Source organism: Kitasatospora gansuensis, assembly GCF_014203705.1.
GTDB lineage: Bacteria > Actinomycetota > Actinomycetes > Streptomycetales > Streptomycetaceae > Kitasatospora > Kitasatospora gansuensis.
In genome coordinates, this window is the sequence record NZ_JACHJR010000001.1 from 5,127,431 (window position 1) to 5,143,246 (window position 15,816).

General features: G+C 72.3%; 12 protein-coding genes, 1 tRNA gene and 1 riboswitch. Of the genes, 11 read left to right on the top strand and 2 right to left on the bottom strand.

Annotated elements, in window-relative coordinates:
* Positions 1-406 precede the first annotated feature (406 nt).
* The 8 genes from F4556_RS22905 to F4556_RS22940 all read left to right on the top strand — a co-directional run bounded on the left by F4556_RS22905 (position 407) and on the right by F4556_RS22940 (position 9,173).
* Positions 407-1,273 carry an FAD binding domain-containing protein gene (locus F4556_RS22905; protein WP_184924992.1) on the top strand — a complete coding sequence of 289 codons (867 nt, stop codon included), beginning with the start codon at positions 407-409 and terminating at the stop codon, positions 1,271-1,273.
* Entirely contained in the window at positions 1,270-2,262 is a 993-nt protein-coding gene (locus F4556_RS39760; protein WP_376775741.1) for a (2Fe-2S)-binding protein, read from the top strand. Before F4556_RS22905 ends, F4556_RS39760 begins: the two co-directional genes overlap by 4 nt.
* Positions 2,259-4,601, top strand: coding sequence for a xanthine dehydrogenase family protein molybdopterin-binding subunit (locus tag F4556_RS22915; protein WP_184919091.1), 2,343 nt, complete (start codon positions 2,259-2,261; stop codon positions 4,599-4,601). Before F4556_RS39760 ends, F4556_RS22915 begins: the two co-directional genes overlap by 4 nt.
* Positions 4,602-4,684: 83 nt before the next feature.
* Positions 4,685-4,984, top strand: coding sequence for a hypothetical protein (locus tag F4556_RS22920; protein ID WP_184919093.1), 300 nt, complete (start codon positions 4,685-4,687; stop codon positions 4,982-4,984).
* Between the two features lie 109 nt (positions 4,985-5,093).
* Positions 5,094-5,684: a DUF3558 family protein gene (locus tag F4556_RS22925; protein WP_184919095.1), complete on the top strand. Its 591-nt coding sequence runs from the start codon at positions 5,094-5,096 to the stop codon at positions 5,682-5,684.
* 172 nt (positions 5,685-5,856) lie between these two features.
* Positions 5,857-7,221, top strand: a complete 1,365-nt coding sequence (locus F4556_RS22930) for a S8 family serine peptidase (protein WP_246511069.1) — start codon at positions 5,857-5,859, stop codon at positions 7,219-7,221.
* 148 nt (positions 7,222-7,369) lie between these two features.
* A complete protein-coding gene (locus F4556_RS22935; protein WP_184919097.1) occupies positions 7,370-7,696 on the top strand; it encodes a DUF2563 family protein in 327 nt (108 codons plus the stop codon).
* A 1-nt stretch (position 7,697) separates the two neighbouring features.
* Positions 7,698-9,173, top strand: coding sequence for a WXG100 family type VII secretion target (locus F4556_RS22940; protein ID WP_184919099.1), 1,476 nt, complete (start codon positions 7,698-7,700; stop codon positions 9,171-9,173).
* A gap of 168 nt (positions 9,174-9,341) precedes the next feature.
* Here the strand turns inward: F4556_RS22940 and F4556_RS22945 are convergent.
* A tRNA-Cys gene (locus tag F4556_RS22945) sits at positions 9,342-9,413 on the bottom strand.
* A 280-nt stretch (positions 9,414-9,693) separates the two neighbouring features.
* Positions 9,694-9,756, top strand: a riboswitch (guanidine-III (ykkC-III) riboswitch).
* A 35-nt stretch (positions 9,757-9,791) separates the two neighbouring features.
* Here F4556_RS22945 and F4556_RS22950 point away from each other — a divergent pair.
* Positions 9,792-10,106: a DMT family transporter gene (locus tag F4556_RS22950; RefSeq protein ID WP_184919101.1), complete on the top strand. Its 315-nt coding sequence runs from the start codon at positions 9,792-9,794 to the stop codon at positions 10,104-10,106.
* 88 nt (positions 10,107-10,194) lie between these two features.
* Positions 10,195-11,652 carry an MFS transporter gene (locus F4556_RS22955; RefSeq protein ID WP_246511070.1) on the top strand — a complete coding sequence of 486 codons (1,458 nt, stop codon included), beginning with the start codon at positions 10,195-10,197 and terminating at the stop codon, positions 11,650-11,652.
* A 23-nt stretch (positions 11,653-11,675) separates the two neighbouring features.
* Here F4556_RS22955 and F4556_RS22960 read toward each other — a convergent pair whose 3' ends face one another.
* Positions 11,676-12,950 carry a polysaccharide deacetylase family protein gene (locus tag F4556_RS22960; protein ID WP_184924997.1) on the bottom strand — a complete coding sequence of 425 codons (1,275 nt, stop codon included), beginning with the start codon at positions 12,948-12,950 and terminating at the stop codon, positions 11,676-11,678.
* A 248-nt stretch (positions 12,951-13,198) separates the two neighbouring features.
* Between F4556_RS22960 and F4556_RS22965 the strand changes: the two genes are divergently transcribed.
* On the top strand, positions 13,199-15,757 hold the full coding sequence (locus tag F4556_RS22965) for a phosphatidylglycerol lysyltransferase domain-containing protein (protein ID WP_313068502.1): 2,559 nt from the start codon (positions 13,199-13,201) through the stop codon (positions 15,755-15,757).
* Positions 15,758-15,816 lie beyond the last annotated feature (59 nt).

Consider the following 15,816-nt stretch of genomic DNA (forward strand, 5'->3'; position numbering starts at 1 on the left):
CGCCGGTGGGGGGCCGGCGTCGCGACGCCCGGGCTCTCGCCTGGACGGCTTCTCCTCGGTCGCCGATGCTCCGCATGGACTCCCTCGTCGGCACCGCCCAGACTCGGCCCGGACGCCGCTCCTTCATCCGGCCCCCCACCGGCGGAACCTCTGAACCCGGCTCGTACGTCAACAACAGGTGAAGATCCGATCCGGTCCGACCGGATCGGATCGTTCGCTGCCTGGATTCGTCCGGGATTCTCCCCGCCTGTCCGTCCCCCGGGAAATGATCACCAGGCTTTGTGTGCCAGAGTTGCCCAACCCGCCCCGATCGCCCGTACCCTACGGGCCAGGCCGCACCGCCGGGAGACGGCGGGCAGTTGATGAGCAAGTGGAGCACGGTGGATTCCTGGTGAACCGGACGATCATGCTGCCGGCCTCGCTCGACGAGGCCGTCGAGGCGCTCGCCGCCACTCCCGGCGCGGTGCCGGTGGCCGGCGCCACCGACCTGATGGAAGCGGTCAACGCGGGCCGGCTCCGTCCGGCCGCGCTGATCGGCCTCGGCCGGATCACCGAACTGCGCGGCTGGCGCTACGAGGACGGCGGCACCGCCGTCCTCGGCGCCGGGCTGACCCACGCCCGGATGGACCGGCCCGACTTCGCCGCGCTGATCCCCGCGCTGGCCGACGCGGCCAGGACCGCCGGGCCGCCGCAGATCCGCAACGTCGGCACGCTGGGCGGCAACATCGCCACCGCGGCCCCGGCCGGGGACACCCTGCCGGTGCTCGCCGCGCTGGAGGCCACCGTCACGCTGGCCCGGGCCGGCGGCACCCGCGAGGTGCCGGTCAGTCACCTGCTGACCGGCCTGGACCCGGTCCGCCCGGGTGAACTGCTCACCTGGGTAAGGGTCCCGCTGCTGCACGCCCCGCAGGTCTTCCTGAAGGCCACCGGCCGCAGTGGCCCGTCCCGCGCCACCGCCTCGGTCGCCCTGGTGCTCGACCCGGCCCGGCGGGCCGTCCGGTGCGCCGTCGGCGCCGTTGCCCCCGTACCGCTGCGCCCGCTGGAGGCCGAGTCCTGGGTGGCCGGCTGCATCGACTGGGACGCCCGCGGCGACCAGGCCGCCAGCGCCATCGACCCGGCCGCGGCCGCCGCGTTCGGCGAGTACGTGGCCGCCGCCTGCGTGCCCGACGGCATGACGGAGAGCGGCCCCGGGGGGGCGCACGCGGCCGCGCTGAGGCTGCGGCGTACGGTATCCGTGCTGGCCCGCCGGGCACTGGGAAGGGCGCTGAAGTGACGGACGACCTCATGGGCGCCGACGTGCGTCCGACCGCCTCGTACACGCTGCGGGTCAACGGCTTCGAACGGCCGGTCAGCGACGCGTGGATCGGCGAGAGCCTGCTCTACGTGCTGCGCGAGCGGCTCGGCCTGGCCGGCGCCAAGGACGGCTGCGAGCAGGGCGAGTGCGGGGCCTGCTCGGTGCAGGTGGACGGCCAGTTGGTGGCCGGCTGCCTGGTGCCCGCCGCGCTCGCCTCGGACAGCGAGATCGCCACCGTCGAGGGCCTGTCGGCCGGCGGCGCGGCCAGTGACGTGCAGCAGGCGCTCGCCGACTCCGGTGCCGTGCAGTGCGGTTACTGCACCCCCGGGATGGCGATGGCCGTCCACGACCTGCTCCAGCGCAACCACCGGCCCAGCGAGGTGGAGGCCAGGCAGGCGCTCTGCGGCAACCTCTGCCGCTGCACCGGCTACCAGGGCGTGCTGGCCGCCGTGCAGGCCGTCGCCGAGGCGCGCGGGGTGGTCGAGGAGGAGCCCGCCGCCGAGCCGGCCGCCGCCGCCCCGTCGGTCCCGCTGGTCCCGCAGGTCCCGGCGCAGGCCACCCAGTCCGCGGCCGACCTGCCGCTGGCCGGGGAGCACCCGCTGTACGCCGACTCCGAGGTCTGGGTCGAGGCCGAACCGCAGCCGGCCGTCCGCGAGTACGCCGCCACCACCCACCAGACCGGCGTCTACGAACCCGAGTACCCCGCCCCGTACTACGATCCGCCGCCGTACGACCCGGGCTTCGAGGCCCCGTACGAAGCCGGCCGGCACGAGGCCACCCCGGCCCACGGCACCGCCGCGGACGGCCCGGTCGGGACCCCCGCGCACGGCACGCCGTACTACCCGACGCCCGCGCACGGCACGCCCTTCGACGGTCCGGTGTACGGCGGGGCCGCCGACCAGCAGCCGGTCTACGACGGCAACACCCCGCCCCACGGCATCCGGCTCCCCGAGGACGATCGCGCATGAGCTCGCCCACCGACCTCACCGCCCCGCTGGCGCCCTCGGCCGACGAACTGCCGGACGGCGCCGAGCCGTTCGGCCTCGGCAGCTCCGCCCCGCGCACCGACGCGCTGCCCAAGGCGCTCGGCATCTACCCGTACGCCGCCGACCTGTGGGCCGAGGGGCTGCTCTGGGGCGCGGTGCTGCGCTCGCCGCACCCGTACGCCCGGATCGTCTCGATCGACACCAGCGCCGCGCTGGCGCTGCCGGGTGTGCACGCCGTGATCACCGCCGCCGACCTGCCGCCGGTCCCCGAGGGCACCCCGGAGGGCACTCCCGAGGCCGCTTCGGACGGCCGCGGTTCCGCGGACCGGCCGGTGCTGGCCTCCGGCGTGGTCCGCCACCACGGCGAGCCGGTGGCCGCGGTGGCGGCCGACCACCCGGACACCGCCCGGCTGGCCGCCGCCTCGATCGTGGTCGAGTACGAGCCGCTGGAGCCGGTCACCGACCCCGAGCAGTCCTTCAACGTCCCGCCGCTGCACCCCGACGGCAACCTGTTCCGCCACCTGCCGCTGCGCAGCGGCGACCCGGAGGCGGTCGGCGAGGTGATCGTCGAGGGCCTGTACCAGGTCGGCCGGCAGGACCCGGCGCCGATCGGTGCCGAGGCCGGGCTGGCCGTGCCGCGCCCGGACGGCGGCGTCGAGCTGCACCTCTCCTCCACCGACCCGCACGGCGACCGGGACCGCACCGCCGCCGGCCTCGGCCTCGACCCGGACCGGGTCCGCCTGGTGGTCACCGGAGTGCCCGGCGCCACCGCCGACCGCGAGGACCGCTCGTTCCAGGTCACCCTCGCGCTGCTCGCGCTGCGCACCGGCCGCCCGGTGAAGATGACCCTCACCCGCGAGGAGTCCTTCCAGAGCCACACCAGCCGGCACCCCGCGCTGCTGCGCTACCGTCACCACGCCGACGCCGAAGGCAAGTTGGTCAAGGTCGAGGCGCAGATCCTGCTGGACGGCGGAGCCTACGCCGAGGTCTCCGCCGAGGCGCTGGCCGCCGCCGCGGCCTTCTCGGTCGGCCCCTACGTCTGCCCGAACGTCTTCGTCGACGCCTGGGCGGTGCGCACCAACAACCCGCCCGCCGGGCGGATGCGCGGCGAGGGCGCGCTGCAGACCTGCTTCGCGTACGAGTCCCAACTCGACCAGCTGGCCGCCCAGTTGGGGATCGATCCGCTGGAGATCCGGCGCCGCAACGCGCTCGCCACCGGTGACCCGATGCCGACCGGACAGGCCGTCACCTGCCCCGCCCCGGTCGCCGCGCTGCTCGACGCGGTCTCCACCGCGCCGCTGCCGCCGCTCCCGCTGGACGACCCGGACAGCGAGTGGCTGCTGCCCGGCGGCCCGGGCGGCGCCGGTGACCCGGCCGCCGTCCGCCGGGGGATCGGCTACGCGGTCGGCATGGTGCACATGCTCGGCGCGGAGGGCGAGGACGAGGTCTCCACCGCCACCGTCCGGGTCAGTGGCGACCACGCCACCGTGATCTGCGCGGCGGTCGACTCCGGGCAGGGCTTCGCCACCCTGGCCCGGCAGATCGTGCAGTCCGTGCTGGGCGTCTCCGAGGTCTACATCGCCCCCGCCGACAGCGACCAGTCCTCGGCCGGACCGTCCGCCCGCGGGCGGCACACCTGGGTCTCCGGCGGGGCGGTGGAGCGGGCCGCGCTGATGGTCCGGCACCAGCTGCTGCAGCCGATCGCGGCCAACTTCGGGATGTCCGTCGAGCTGCTCACGATCGCCGACGGCAAGATCACCTCGTACGACGGCGTGCTCGGCATGCCGGTCACCGAGGCGCTGGAGGGCAAGGAGCTCTGGGCCACCGCCCAGTGCCGGCCGCACCCCACCGAGCCGCTGGACGAGGCCGGTCAGGGCGACGCCTTCGTCTCGATCGCGTTCTGCGCGATGCGGGCCGTGGTGGACGTCGACATCGAGCTCGGCGCCGTCCGGGTGGTCGAGATGACGGTCGCCCAGGACGTCGGCCGGGCGCTGAACCCGCGTCAGATCGAGGACCGGATCGAGGCCGCGGTCGCCCAGGGCGTCGGCCTCGCACTGCTGGAGGACCTGCGCACCGAGGGCGGCCGCCTGGTCAACCCCTCGCTCACCGGGTACCGGCTGCCCACCGCACTGGACACCCCCGAGGTCCGGATCGCCGCCCTGATCGAGGACCGCGACGTGGTCGCCACCTTCGGCGCCAAGGCGGTCAGCGCCGTCCCCGCCGTGGTGGCCCCGGCCGCCGTGGCCGCCGCCGTCCGGGCCGCCACCGGGCTGCCGGTCGGGCGGCTGCCGATCCTGCCCGAGGACGCGACGGTCGGCTGACGGGTCGTCGGACGGCGTGGTTAGGGTGGTCCCCGGTAAAGCCGATTTTTGGCGGGGGACGGGCGGGGGTCCGGATGCAGGGCGTGAACATCACCACCAGCGGGGTGCGCGGGGCGGGCGACAGCAGCTCGGCGAACGAGTACGACGCGGTCGACGCCGACCTGAAGGACATCGCCGACCGGCTGGAGGCCGGCGCGGACATCATGCGCGGCGTCACGATGGTGCCGATGACGCTCCGTCGGGCTGTTGCCTGGCCCGGTCTCCTCGGCGTGGCAGCGGCTGTCCGCGAGTTGCCGGCCAACGGCGGTATGCGGGTGGGGGCTTGGGGTGCGCCGACGTTCGGGCTGTCGGCCGCGGGGCCCTCGTGGGAACCGGCGCCGTGATGATCTCCGACACGCTCGAGCAGCACAGTGGGCGGCGGCTCTGCACCGGTGCCGCGCCGTTGCGGTGAGCCGCGCCCGAAACCCCTATCCGTCTCCGAATCGAGGACATATGCAGCTCCGACGCTTGACCGCCACCCTGGCACTGCTGGCACTCCCGCTCACGCTCGCCTCCTGCTCCAAGATCAGCCAGGCGACCGGCCACCCCACCTCGGTGGACCTGCCGGTCGAGTCCGAGACCCCGGACACCTCCCCGAACGCGGCCCCGGTGAAGGTGCAGAAGCGCACCCAGACGATCCAGGTGTGCTCGGTGTTCACCGCCGAGGACATCAACGCGGCCACCGACGACGAGATGGAAGGCCAGAAGGACCCGGGCAACTACTGCGTGGTTTCCACGAAGAAGTCGATGCTGGCGATCTCGGTCCAGGCCATCCGCTACGAGCAGGGCGTCCAGAGCCAGGAGGGCGGCGGCACCAAGCTCCGCTTCGGCGGCAACCGGGCCTCCCAGAAGCTGACCAAGGCCAGCGGCAAGGAGCTCGACTCCTGCGACATCGTGGTCCAGCTCAACAGCATCAACGAGTTCGGGGACAACTCGGTCGACATCAAGATCACCAACTACGACAAGGCGACCAAGCCCGACGTCTGCGGGGTGGCACGGAAGATCACTCAGATGATCTTCGACAAGATCCCGAACGCGTCCTGATGGCCCGCTCGGGGAACGCCGTAATTCGGCTGTGGTGAAGGCGTGCAGAGGCGTGGGGTTCTGCCCATGTCAGGTAGTCGGGCGATACGATCGAGCGGTGCGTGCCTCCAAGGCACGCGCCGCAGTCTCCAACTGACGGGGTAACGGGGTAGGGATGACGCTCACCAGGACCATGCGCGCGCTGGGCGCCACCATGCTGGCCTCCGGGTTGTTGCTGGCCACCGTACCGATTGCCTCGGCGGACCAGGTGCGCGACGGCCAGTGGGCCATCAAGCAGTTCGACGTGGAGAAGGTGTGGTCGGTCACCCGAGGCGAGGGGATCAAGGTCGCCGTCATCGACGACGGGGTCGACGCCAGTAACCCCGATCTCGCGGGACAGGTGCTCCCGGGGTTCGATCCGGGTGGCAAGGGTCGTGAGGCCAAGTCCGAATCGGGGCACGGGACCAGCATGTCGGCCCTGATCGCGGCCAAGGGTCACGGAGCCGGCGGCGGTGACGGGGTGACCGGCCTGGCCCCGGGCGTGAAGATCCTGCCGATCTACAAGAACAGCGCCTCCAACAGTGACGCCATCCCTGAGGGCATCCGCTGGGCAGTGGACAACGGTGCCAAGGTCATCAACATCTCGCAGGCCGGCAAAGTCGGTAACAGCAAGTGGGTGCTGGAGGCGATCGCTTACGCGGCCTCGAAGGACGTGCTGATCGTGGCGGGCGCGGGCAACGACGGCGCAGGGCTCGCCAGTCCGGCGAGCGCGCCCGGTGTCCTGGCGGTCGGTGCGGTCGACCAGTCGGGCAAGGTCTGGGCGAAGTCGAACTTCGGGCCCGGTCTTATGCTCACCGCGCCGGGGGTGGAGATCGTCAGCGCGGGATCCTGCTCGGGCAGTCAGTACTGCATGGCGAGCGGCACCTCGGACGCAACCGCGTACGTCTCTGCGGCCGCCGCGCTGGTCCGCGCCAAGTACCCGAACCTGACAGCAGGTCAGGTGGCGAACCGACTCGTGAAGTCCGCCAAGGCGCCGTCCACGTCTGCTGCGCCGAAGCTACCCGACGACCGGTACGGCTACGGGACGATTCGTCCGTACGAGGCGCTGACCCAGGACATCCCGGCCGGTCCCGCGCAGGGTCCGCTGACCAAGCCGGATGCTGGCGGGGCATCGGGCAGCAGCGCCCCGAGTGCCGCTGCCACGGCGCCCGGAGGGACGCTGCCGGGTGGGACGGACCCCGGGCAGCAGGCGATGGAGGATCCGGGTGACTTCTCCATTGTCGGCAAGGGCCTCGTTGTGGCGGCCGTGATCCTGGTGGTCCTGGCAGTTCTGGCCATCATTGTGATCGTTGTCCTGGTGAAGGCGTCCAAGCGCCGCCGGGCGGCTCGCGCGGGACAGCCGCCGGTACCGCCGTACGGATACCCGCAGGCCCAGCCGCCGTACCCGAACCAGCCCTACGGTAACCAGCCTCCGCCGCAGGAGTACCCGCCGTACGGCAGTCAGCCTCCGCAGCAGCCGCCGTACCAGAATCCTTACGGTTCCGGTGGCAACCAGTGACGCTGAGGGAGTGTCAGCACACCTTCAGGAAGCGATACGATCGAACGCCCTGACCAGTTGGCAGTAACCTGCCGCGCGGGGCGAGTTCAGGCCCGGACGAGGACAGCGTCGGACGGGGAAGCAGCGACACTCCAGGGGGAGGAGCCGTATGTCGGACGGATATCAGGTCAACACCGACGAGTTGGAGGCGGTCGTTAAGCGACTGCGGGCGCTCCAGCAGAACATCGGTCAGACCGCGGACAAGACCAAGTACAACACCGTCGTCAAGCGCGAGGACTTCGGTGGCAATTTCCCCGAGGCGTCGGCACTGTTCACAGCGCACGATGGCATGCAGGCGTTCCTCGCCAAGACCATCGCTGATCTGAACTCGCTGATCAACGACTTCGGTGACAAGACCAAGATGGTCACTGAGAACTACCGGGGCCTCGAGGAAGACCAGAAGTCGGTCATGAACAGCCAGCAGAGGGCGGTCTGACATGGCACGGAACCCGTACTTCGAGAGCAAGGCACTGATCCCGCTCAAGGGGATGCTTGAGGTCTCCAAGCCCGAGCGGCTGAAGGAGGTCAGCGAGCACTGGAAGAACGTGGAGGCTGAACTCCGCAGTGCCGCCGACGATTTGAAGAAGGCAGTGGAGCACGCGACCCAGAACTGGCAGGGGGTCGCAGCTCAGGGGTTCGCCACCCGGGCAGGGGTCATCCACACCAGCATGTCGAACACGGCCGCGCACGCCGTGCAGACCTCCAGCGCGATGAACTACGCCAGCCAGGCGCTGAGCCAGAGCAAGTCGGCCATGAACGGTATCGACGTGCCCAGCTCCTTCGAGAGTGGCATGAAGTGGGCCAGCGACCTCGGCCAGCGCTCGGACGCTCAGTTCAAGGCTGACGTCGCCGGTGGTATGGACCGTGTCAGCGCAGTCAACAAGAACTATGACGAGCTGTCGGCCACCGAGATCGCGCACCAGTACGCGATCGGTGTCATGGAAGACCTCGCGCCCCACTACGAGGAGGCTGCGAAGTACATGCAGCCGCCGAACGAGAATGTCGAAGACCCGAGCAAGCCGTACCCGCCCGCGCCCGACAAGCAGTGGACGCAGCCGCCGCCCAAGGACCGCACGGGCGACATCCGCAACCCCCAGGTGCCGCCGGGCTCGGGTGACTCGGGCGACAAGCCCAGGCAGATCGACCCCAACACGCCGAGGCACCCGGGGCCGGATATCCCGGTGCACCCGGGGCCGACCCTGCCGCCCGGGCCGGGTGGGCCGGGGCACACGTTGCCGCCGGTGACGACGTTGCCGCATCCGGGGCTTGACCTGGACAGTGTCAAGCCGCCCGTGACGGGTACTCCGCTGCCGTCGACGCACAACCCGCTGCCGGGTGGTCCCGGTATCGGTGGTGGGCACCAGCCGGGTGGCGGGCCTGGGCTCGGGTTGCCCGGGTTCGGTGGCGGGCCGGGGCTCGGTGGTGGTGGCGGTGGCCGCGGTGGTGGCCTCGGTGGGGGCAGTGGCCGCGGTAGCGGTGGGCTGTCCGGCAGTGGTGCCGGTGGTGGTGCGGGTGGCCGGGCCGGTGGCGCGGGTGCCGGTGCCGGTGCTGGTGCGGCCGGTGGGGCTGCCGGGCAGGGCCGTGGGGGTGCGCCCGGTATGGGTGGCATGCCCGGTGGCGGTGCGGCCGGTGGCAAGGCCGGTGCCGGTAAGCCGAGCCTGGTCCGGCGTGAGGGCGGTACGGTCGGTGGCGCGAAGGCGGGCGGCGCGAGCGGCCGGGCCTTCACCCAGGGCGGTTCCGGTCTCGGCCAGGGTGGCCAGGGCCGTGGCGGTGCGGCCGGTGCGGGCGGTATGCCCGGGGCCGGCGGCAGCGGCGGGAAGAAGAAGGACAAGGGCAACCGTCCCGACTACCTGGTCGAGGACGAGGACACCTGGCGTTCCGGCGGCCGGGCCAACCCGCCGGTGATCGAGTAGCGGGTGGTCCGGTCCGAGTGACGGCCCGGCCATGGGGGAGACCCCGTGGCCGGGCCGTTCCCGTTGCGGGGGCCGAAGGCAGGACCGAAGGACCAAAGGGCCGAAGGAAAAGAAAAAAGAATGCGCCGAATTCCCCCCGCGCAGGGGAATTCGACGCATCCGGTAAAGAGGCCATGACGGGAATCGAACCCGTGTAAACCGCTTTGCAGGCGGTTCCCTAAGCCACTCGGGCACACGGCCGTGAAGGTGTGGAAGGGTGAAAAAAGGGTGCAGAAGATCTGACGGCAGGTCAGTGCCCGCCGCCGGCAAGGGGGAGAACGTCAGCGACAGGACGGACAACAGGGAGCGGCACAGGTGCGGGGCATCGAGATCGCCACCGTCTTCCTGCTCATGGCCTGCTCCTGTCGTCGTGGCCCCCGGATCGACCGGGCGCGCTGTTCGTGAATTCATGGTGCCCGAATAAGCGGCCCCGCGTCAATGCCCGAATATGAATTCCGTGTGTCGCGCGTGCTAGCCTCGATGGCAGGCGAGCTGATCGCCCCGGACGAGGCGCGTCGTACCCGGTCTGACAAGACGGCGCAGTAGTGAACTGACACCTACTGCGAGGGAGTGCTCGTCATGGCCTGGGTTGTTCTGATCATCGCCGGTGTGCTGGAGACGGTGTGGGCGGTCGCCCTGGAGGCGTCCAAGGGGTTCTCGCGGCTGGTGCCGAGCGTGGTGTTCGGGGTCGCGCTGGTGCTGAGCATGGGCGGGCTGGCGTACGCGATGAAGTCGATCCCGCTCGGTACGGGGTACGCGATCTGGGTCGGCATCGGGGCGATCGGGACCGCGCTGTACGGCATGGCGGTGATGGGGGACGCGGTGACGGCGGTCCGGATCACCTGTCTGGTGCTGATCCTCGGCGGTGTGGTCGGGCTCAAGGTGCTGCACTGACGCACCAGCGGTCCTAGGACCAGGGGTGGAGCGGGACAGGACCGCAGGTCAGGAGTAAAAGGTTGCCACGGCACTTACGATGGCGGTCATGACCACAGCCTCCCCCACCTCGGTCGATGCCGTCCGCCCGGAAGACCCGCTCCCGGAAGAGGAGAGCGGCGGCGTGCTGAGCGGCCCGTACCGTGCGCTCACCCTCGGGATCGTCTCGGTCGTCCTGCTGCTCGCCTTCGAGGCGACGGCGGTGAACACCGCGATGCCGGAGGCGGCCAGGCAGCTGCACGGGTTCGGGCTGTACGCCTTCGCCTTCTCGGGGTACTTCACCTCGACGCTGTTCGCGCTGGTGGTCTCGGGGCAGTGGGCGGACCGGCGTGGGCCGATGGGGCCGCTGTTCACCGGGATAGCCGTGTTCGGGGTCGGCCTGGTGGTGGCCGGGGCGGCGGTGAACATGTGGATGTTCGTGGCGGGCCGGGCGGTGCAGGGACTCGGTGGCGGGCTGGTGATCGTGGCGCTGTACGTGGTGGTCGGCCGGGCGTTCCCGGAGCGGCTGCGGCCGGCCGTGTTCGCGGCCTTCTCGGCGGCCTGGGTGCTGCCCTCGATCCTCGGGCCGCTGATCTCGGGTGCGGTGACCCAGCACCTGGGCTGGCGCTGGGTGTTCCTGGCGGTGCCGGTGCTGATCCTGCTGCCGCTGGCGGTGATGGGCCCGGCCCTGCGCCGGGCCGAGCGGGCCCAGCCGCCGCGGCTGGGTGCGGAGTTCGACCTGCGGCGGACCGGACTGGCGGCGATGGCCGCGGTCGGCGCGGCACTGTTGCAGTACGCGGGGCAGCGCCGGGACCTGCTCGGGCTGATCCCGGCGGCGGTGGGGGCGGCGCTGCTGGTGCCGGCCGTGCTGCGGCTGCTGCCGGCCGGGGCGCTGCGGGCGGCCCGCGGGCTGCCGACGGTGATCGTGCTGCGCGGGGTGGCGGCGGGGGCGTTCTTCACCGCCGAGCTGTTCATCCCGCTGATGATGGTCACCCAGCGGCACCTTTCGCTGACCATGGCGGGGCTGACGCTGACCAGCGGCGGGCTGTCCTGGGCGCTGGGTTCCTGGCTGCAGGGGCGGCCGGCGGCGGACCGGCACCGGGAGGCGCTGATCCGGCTGGGCTTCCTGCTGACGGCGGTGTCGATCGCGGGGGCGGCGCTGGTGCTGATACCGGCGGTGCCGGTCTGGGTGCCTGCGGTGGCCTGGGCGGTCGGCGGGATCGGGATGGGGCTGGCGGTGGCCAGCATCAGCGTGCTGATGATGAAGCTCTCCACGCCGGAGGAGGCGGGGATCAACTCCGCCTCGCTCCAGCTCAGCGACGCGCTCGGGAACGTCGCGCTGGCCGGTCTGGCCGGCGTGCTGTTCGCCGCGCTCGGCGGTGGCTCGATGGCGGTGTCGGACGTGGCCGCCGACGCGGTGGCGGAGGCGGCGAGCGTGCCGGTCGCGCCGTTCGCGGTGATCTTCGCGGTGATGACGGGCGTGGCCCTGCTGGGTGCCGCCCTCACCAGCCGGGTGAAGGCGGCCTGAAGCTGGCCTGACGGCCCCGGCGGTCAGCCCGCCGCCGGGCTCGCGGCGGCGGCCGCCGGGGTGCCGAGGAAGGTCTCCCAGCCGCCGGTCGGCGCCTGGCCGGGGGTGAGGGTCTGCAGCTTGCGGAGCACCGCCGGGTCCTGAACCTCCAGCCACTCGACCAGCTGACGGAACGACACCAGCCGGACCTCGGGCTTGCCCGCGATGGTCTTGATGGTCTGTTCGACGGCGTCCATGTAGATGCCGCCGTTCCACTGCTCGAAGTGGTTGCCGATGTAGAGCGGTGCCCGGTTGGAGTTGTACGCCCGCTCGAAGCCGGCCAGGTACGACCCGGCGGCCTGGGTGCGCCAGGCGTCGTACGAGCCCGAGCTGCCCTTGGTGTTGTTGCCGGACTGGTTGTACATGATGTTGTAGTCCATCGAGAGCACCTGGAAGCTGTGCCCGGGGAACGGGACGGACTGCAGCGGCATGTCCCAGAGCGCCCCGCCCTGGAACTTCTGCGGCCAGACCTGGGTGCCGCCGGGGCCGCTGCTGTCGTACTTCCAGTTCCGCTTGACGGCGGTCGGCAGCAGGCCGCGCTGGCCCTCCAGGCAGGGGGTGCGGCCGCCGATCAGCTCCTTGCGGTAGTCGAAGGGCAGCGCGGGCAGGTCGGTGAAGCCGGTGTTGGTCTTCCAGTTCATCACGAAGGACATCGCCTGCTCGATCTCACTGTCCCACTCCTCGGGGGACCACCGGCCGCCGCCGTTGGCGCCGCAGAAGTGGCCGTTGAAGTGGGTGCCGATCTCGTGGCCCTCCAGCCAGGCGGCGCCGATCTGCTCGATGGTGTCGTGGATGTGCTGGTCCGTCAGGTAGCCGATGTCGCTGGCGCCGACCCGGTGCTGCGGCGGGTGGTAGAGGTCCTTCTTGGCCTCCGGCAGGGTGTAGATGCCGGACAGGAAGAAGGTCATCGAGGCGTTGTTGTCCTTGGCCAGCTGCCGGAACCGGGTGAACAGGCGGTTGTCCAGCTCGCCCGCGCCGTCCCAGGAGAAGACCACGAACTGCGGCGGCCGCTCACCGGGCTTGAGCTTCTCGGGCGCGGGCTGGTGGGGCTGCGGTCCGGTGTCCGAGGTGGAGCCGTCGCCGATCAGGGTGGCCGGGGGCTTGGCCGGGACGCTGGAGTGGGCTCCCGGGCTGCCGGCGGCGGCCGGGGCACCGGCCTGCTCGCCGTCGCTGCCGGTCGAGCTGCCGCAGCCGGCCGCCAGTGTGGCGGCGGTGGCGGCCCCGGCGGCCAGCAGTGTGCGGCGGGAGAGTGCGTCCATGGTCACGTCCGTTCCTGAAAGGGCCGTGCGGTGCTGCCGGGCCGAGGCCGTCGGGAGCGGCCGATGATTAGTCCGATAAGTGCACGGATGTGGCTAATGGGCCACAGCCTGCCACGGCGCGCGCCCTCCGGCGGGTAAGGCGGGGCGGTGGCGGGGGTGATCCTCGGGGCGTCGGGGCGACGCTCGCCCGTTCGGAGTACCCGGCTGGCGACCGGGCCTGACCCGGCGTCAGATGGGAGCCCCGGACCGTGGAGGCAGACCCGTCCATGTGGCAGTCGGTGCTCGATGCCTACCACGAGCGGATCGTCGACCCCGGTCGGCAGCCGCTCTTCCTGCTGCTGCTCGGGCTGATCGGCTCCTTCCTGTTCATCCGGTTCAGCGTCCGGATGATCCGGCGCGGCACCTCCTGGTGGCCCGGCAACGTCACGCCCGGCGGCCTGCACATCCATCACGTGGTGTTCGGCCAGGGGCTGATGGTGATCTGCGGGGTCGGCGCCTTCGCCGTCCGGGGTGACGGCGGGGCGCTTCGCGAGGTGCTGGCGGCCGGGTTCGGGATCGGTTGCGGTCTGGTGCTGGACGAGTTCGCGCTGGTGCTGCACCTGGAGGACGTGTACTGGAGCGAACAGGGCCGGACCTCGGTGGACGCGGTGATCCTGACCGTGTCGCTGATCGGGCTGCTGCTGCTCGGCGAGGTGCCGCTGGGCGGCTTCGTCGGCGGGGTGACCGGCAGTCAGCTGCTGGGTGCCGGGCTGCTGCTGGTCCCGGTGCTGGTCAGTCTGTTCAAGGGCAAGATCTGGACCGGTCTGCTGGGCGTGATGCTGCCGCCGCTGGCGTTCGTCGGCATGCTCCGGCTGGCCCGGCCGCGCAGCCCCTGGGCCCGCTGGCGCTACCACGCCCGCCCGCGGCGGCTGGCCAGGGCGGAGCGCCGGGAGGAGCGGATCCACCGGCGGCTGGTGGCGGCCAAGACCTCGGTCTACGACGTGCTGGCCGGCGCCCCCGACCCCAGCCCGCGCCCGGAGCACCCGGAGCCGGTGGCTGAAGCACCGTCACCCCCGCCCATGCCGGTCGAGGTGCCGCCCTGGCGCGGTCGTTGCGCCACCGCGGCCGAGTGGTACCTGCGGGTCGCGGCGGCGCTCAACCTGCTGGCCGGGCTGATCGCGCCGTTCCGGGACCGGGTGCACCGGGCCAACAGCGGCGAGTTCTTCACCCCGGTGCTGATGACCGCGGGCTTCACGGCGGCGCTGTTCGCCGCGCTGCTCGCGGTGATGCTGCGCCGCCGCAAGCGGGCCGCCTGGGTGGTGGCCACCGTCGTGGTGGCGCTTTACACGGCGCTGTTCTCGATCGCGCTGGCCGTCCTCCCGGAGGACCGCGCGCACCCCTTCAACTGGGTCTCGGCCGGGCTGACCCTGGCCGTGCTGCTCGCCCTGCTGCTCGGCCGTCCGGCCTTCCGGGCCCGCGGCGAGCCGGGCAACCTGCCGCTCGCGCTGGCCTTCCTGGTCGGCGGCGGCGCGCTGCTCACCGGCCTGGGCGCGATCCTGCTGCGCCTCGCCGACCAGGGCACGGCACCGGACTGGGGCGAGAGCGCGACGTACGTGGCGCTCCGGTTGGTCACCCTCTCCGGCATCGGCGAGTACGCCGACCTGGCGGTGCCCGGCTGGTTCGACCTGCTGCTGAACGTGCTGGGCGCGGGGCTGCTGCTGGTCGCCGTCCGGCTGCTGTTCCGCTCGCCGCGCGGGCTGGTCCGGCTGGAGCCCGAGGACGAGGAGCGACTGCGGGAGCTGCTGGCCCGGCACGGCGAGCGGGACTCGCTCGGCTATCTGGCGCTCCGTCGGGACCGCTCGGTCTGCTGGTCGCCCTCGGGCAAGGCGGCGGTGCTGCACCGGGTGGTCAACGGCGTCACCTTCGCCACCGGCGATCCGATCGGCGATCCGGAGGCCTGGCCGCAGGCGATCGAGGTCTGGCGGCAGCAGGCCAGGCAGTACGCCTGGATCCCGGCGGTGCTGGGCGCGGGGGAGCGGGCCGGACAGGCGTACCGGCGGTCCGGGCTGCGGGCGCTGGAGTTCGGCGCCGAGGCGGTGGTCGAGGTGGCGGGCTACCGGCCCGTCGAGGAGCTCCGGCAGGTCCGCGAGCGGGTCACCGCGGCCGGGTACCGGGTGCTGGTGCGCCGTCACCGGGACGTCCCGGCCGCCGAGTCGGCCGAGCTGGTCCGGCTCGCCGACGCCTGGCGGCACGGCCGGGGCGAGCGCGGTCTGACGATGACCCTGGGACGGCTCGGCGACCCGGCGGACGGCGACTGCCTGCTGGCCGAGTGCCGGGACGAGTACGGCCGGGTCTGCGCGCTGATCAACCTGGTGCCCTGGGGCACCGACGGTCTGACCCTCGACCTGGTCCGCCGGGACCGCGAGTCCGACGACGGTCTGGTCGACCTCCTGCTCACCGAACTGCTGCTGCGGGCCGGGGAGTTCGGGGTGGCCAGGGTCTCGCTGAACTTCGCGATGTTCCGGCACGTCTTCGAGCGCGGCGACCGGGTCGGCGCGGGCCCCGTACTCCGGCTGGCTCGGGCCGGGCTGGGGTCGCTGGCCCGCTGGTGGCGGCTGGAGGAGCGGTACCGGGCGAACGCCAGGTACGGCCCGCGCTGGGTGCCGAGGTTCCTGCTGTACGAGAAGTCCGCCGAGCTGCCCGCGATCGTGCTGGCCGGCGTGAGCACCCAGGGGCTGCTGTCCAGGCGCAGGCTGCCGGGCGGTGCGGTCACTCGTTCGGGGCAGGCCGGGGTCACCGCCGGTGCTGAGCCGTCGTCAGGGCGCTGACCTGCGGTCATCTTCCGTACGGCGGCCGCCGTACGGGCCGGCTCGCCGTGCGGTGCGGC

Coding starts and splice junctions, on each gene's coding strand:
- F4556_RS22905 (WP_184924992.1), top strand. CDS start 407: ATGCTGCCGGCCTCGCTCGACGAGGCCGTCGAGGCGCTCGCCGCCACT.
- F4556_RS22960 (WP_184924997.1), bottom strand. CDS start 12,950: ATGGACGCACTCTCCCGCCGCACACTGCTGGCCGCCGGGGCCGCCACC.
- F4556_RS22935 (WP_184919097.1), top strand. CDS start 7,370: ATGTCGGACGGATATCAGGTCAACACCGACGAGTTGGAGGCGGTCGTT.
- F4556_RS22915 (WP_184919091.1), top strand. CDS start 2,259: ATGAGCTCGCCCACCGACCTCACCGCCCCGCTGGCGCCCTCGGCCGAC.
- F4556_RS22930 (WP_246511069.1), top strand. CDS start 5,857: ATGCGCGCGCTGGGCGCCACCATGCTGGCCTCCGGGTTGTTGCTGGCC.
- F4556_RS22925 (WP_184919095.1), top strand. CDS start 5,094: ATGCAGCTCCGACGCTTGACCGCCACCCTGGCACTGCTGGCACTCCCG.
- F4556_RS22955 (WP_246511070.1), top strand. CDS start 10,195: ATGACCACAGCCTCCCCCACCTCGGTCGATGCCGTCCGCCCGGAAGAC.
- F4556_RS22950 (WP_184919101.1), top strand. CDS start 9,792: ATGGCCTGGGTTGTTCTGATCATCGCCGGTGTGCTGGAGACGGTGTGG.
- F4556_RS22940 (WP_184919099.1), top strand. CDS start 7,698: ATGGCACGGAACCCGTACTTCGAGAGCAAGGCACTGATCCCGCTCAAG.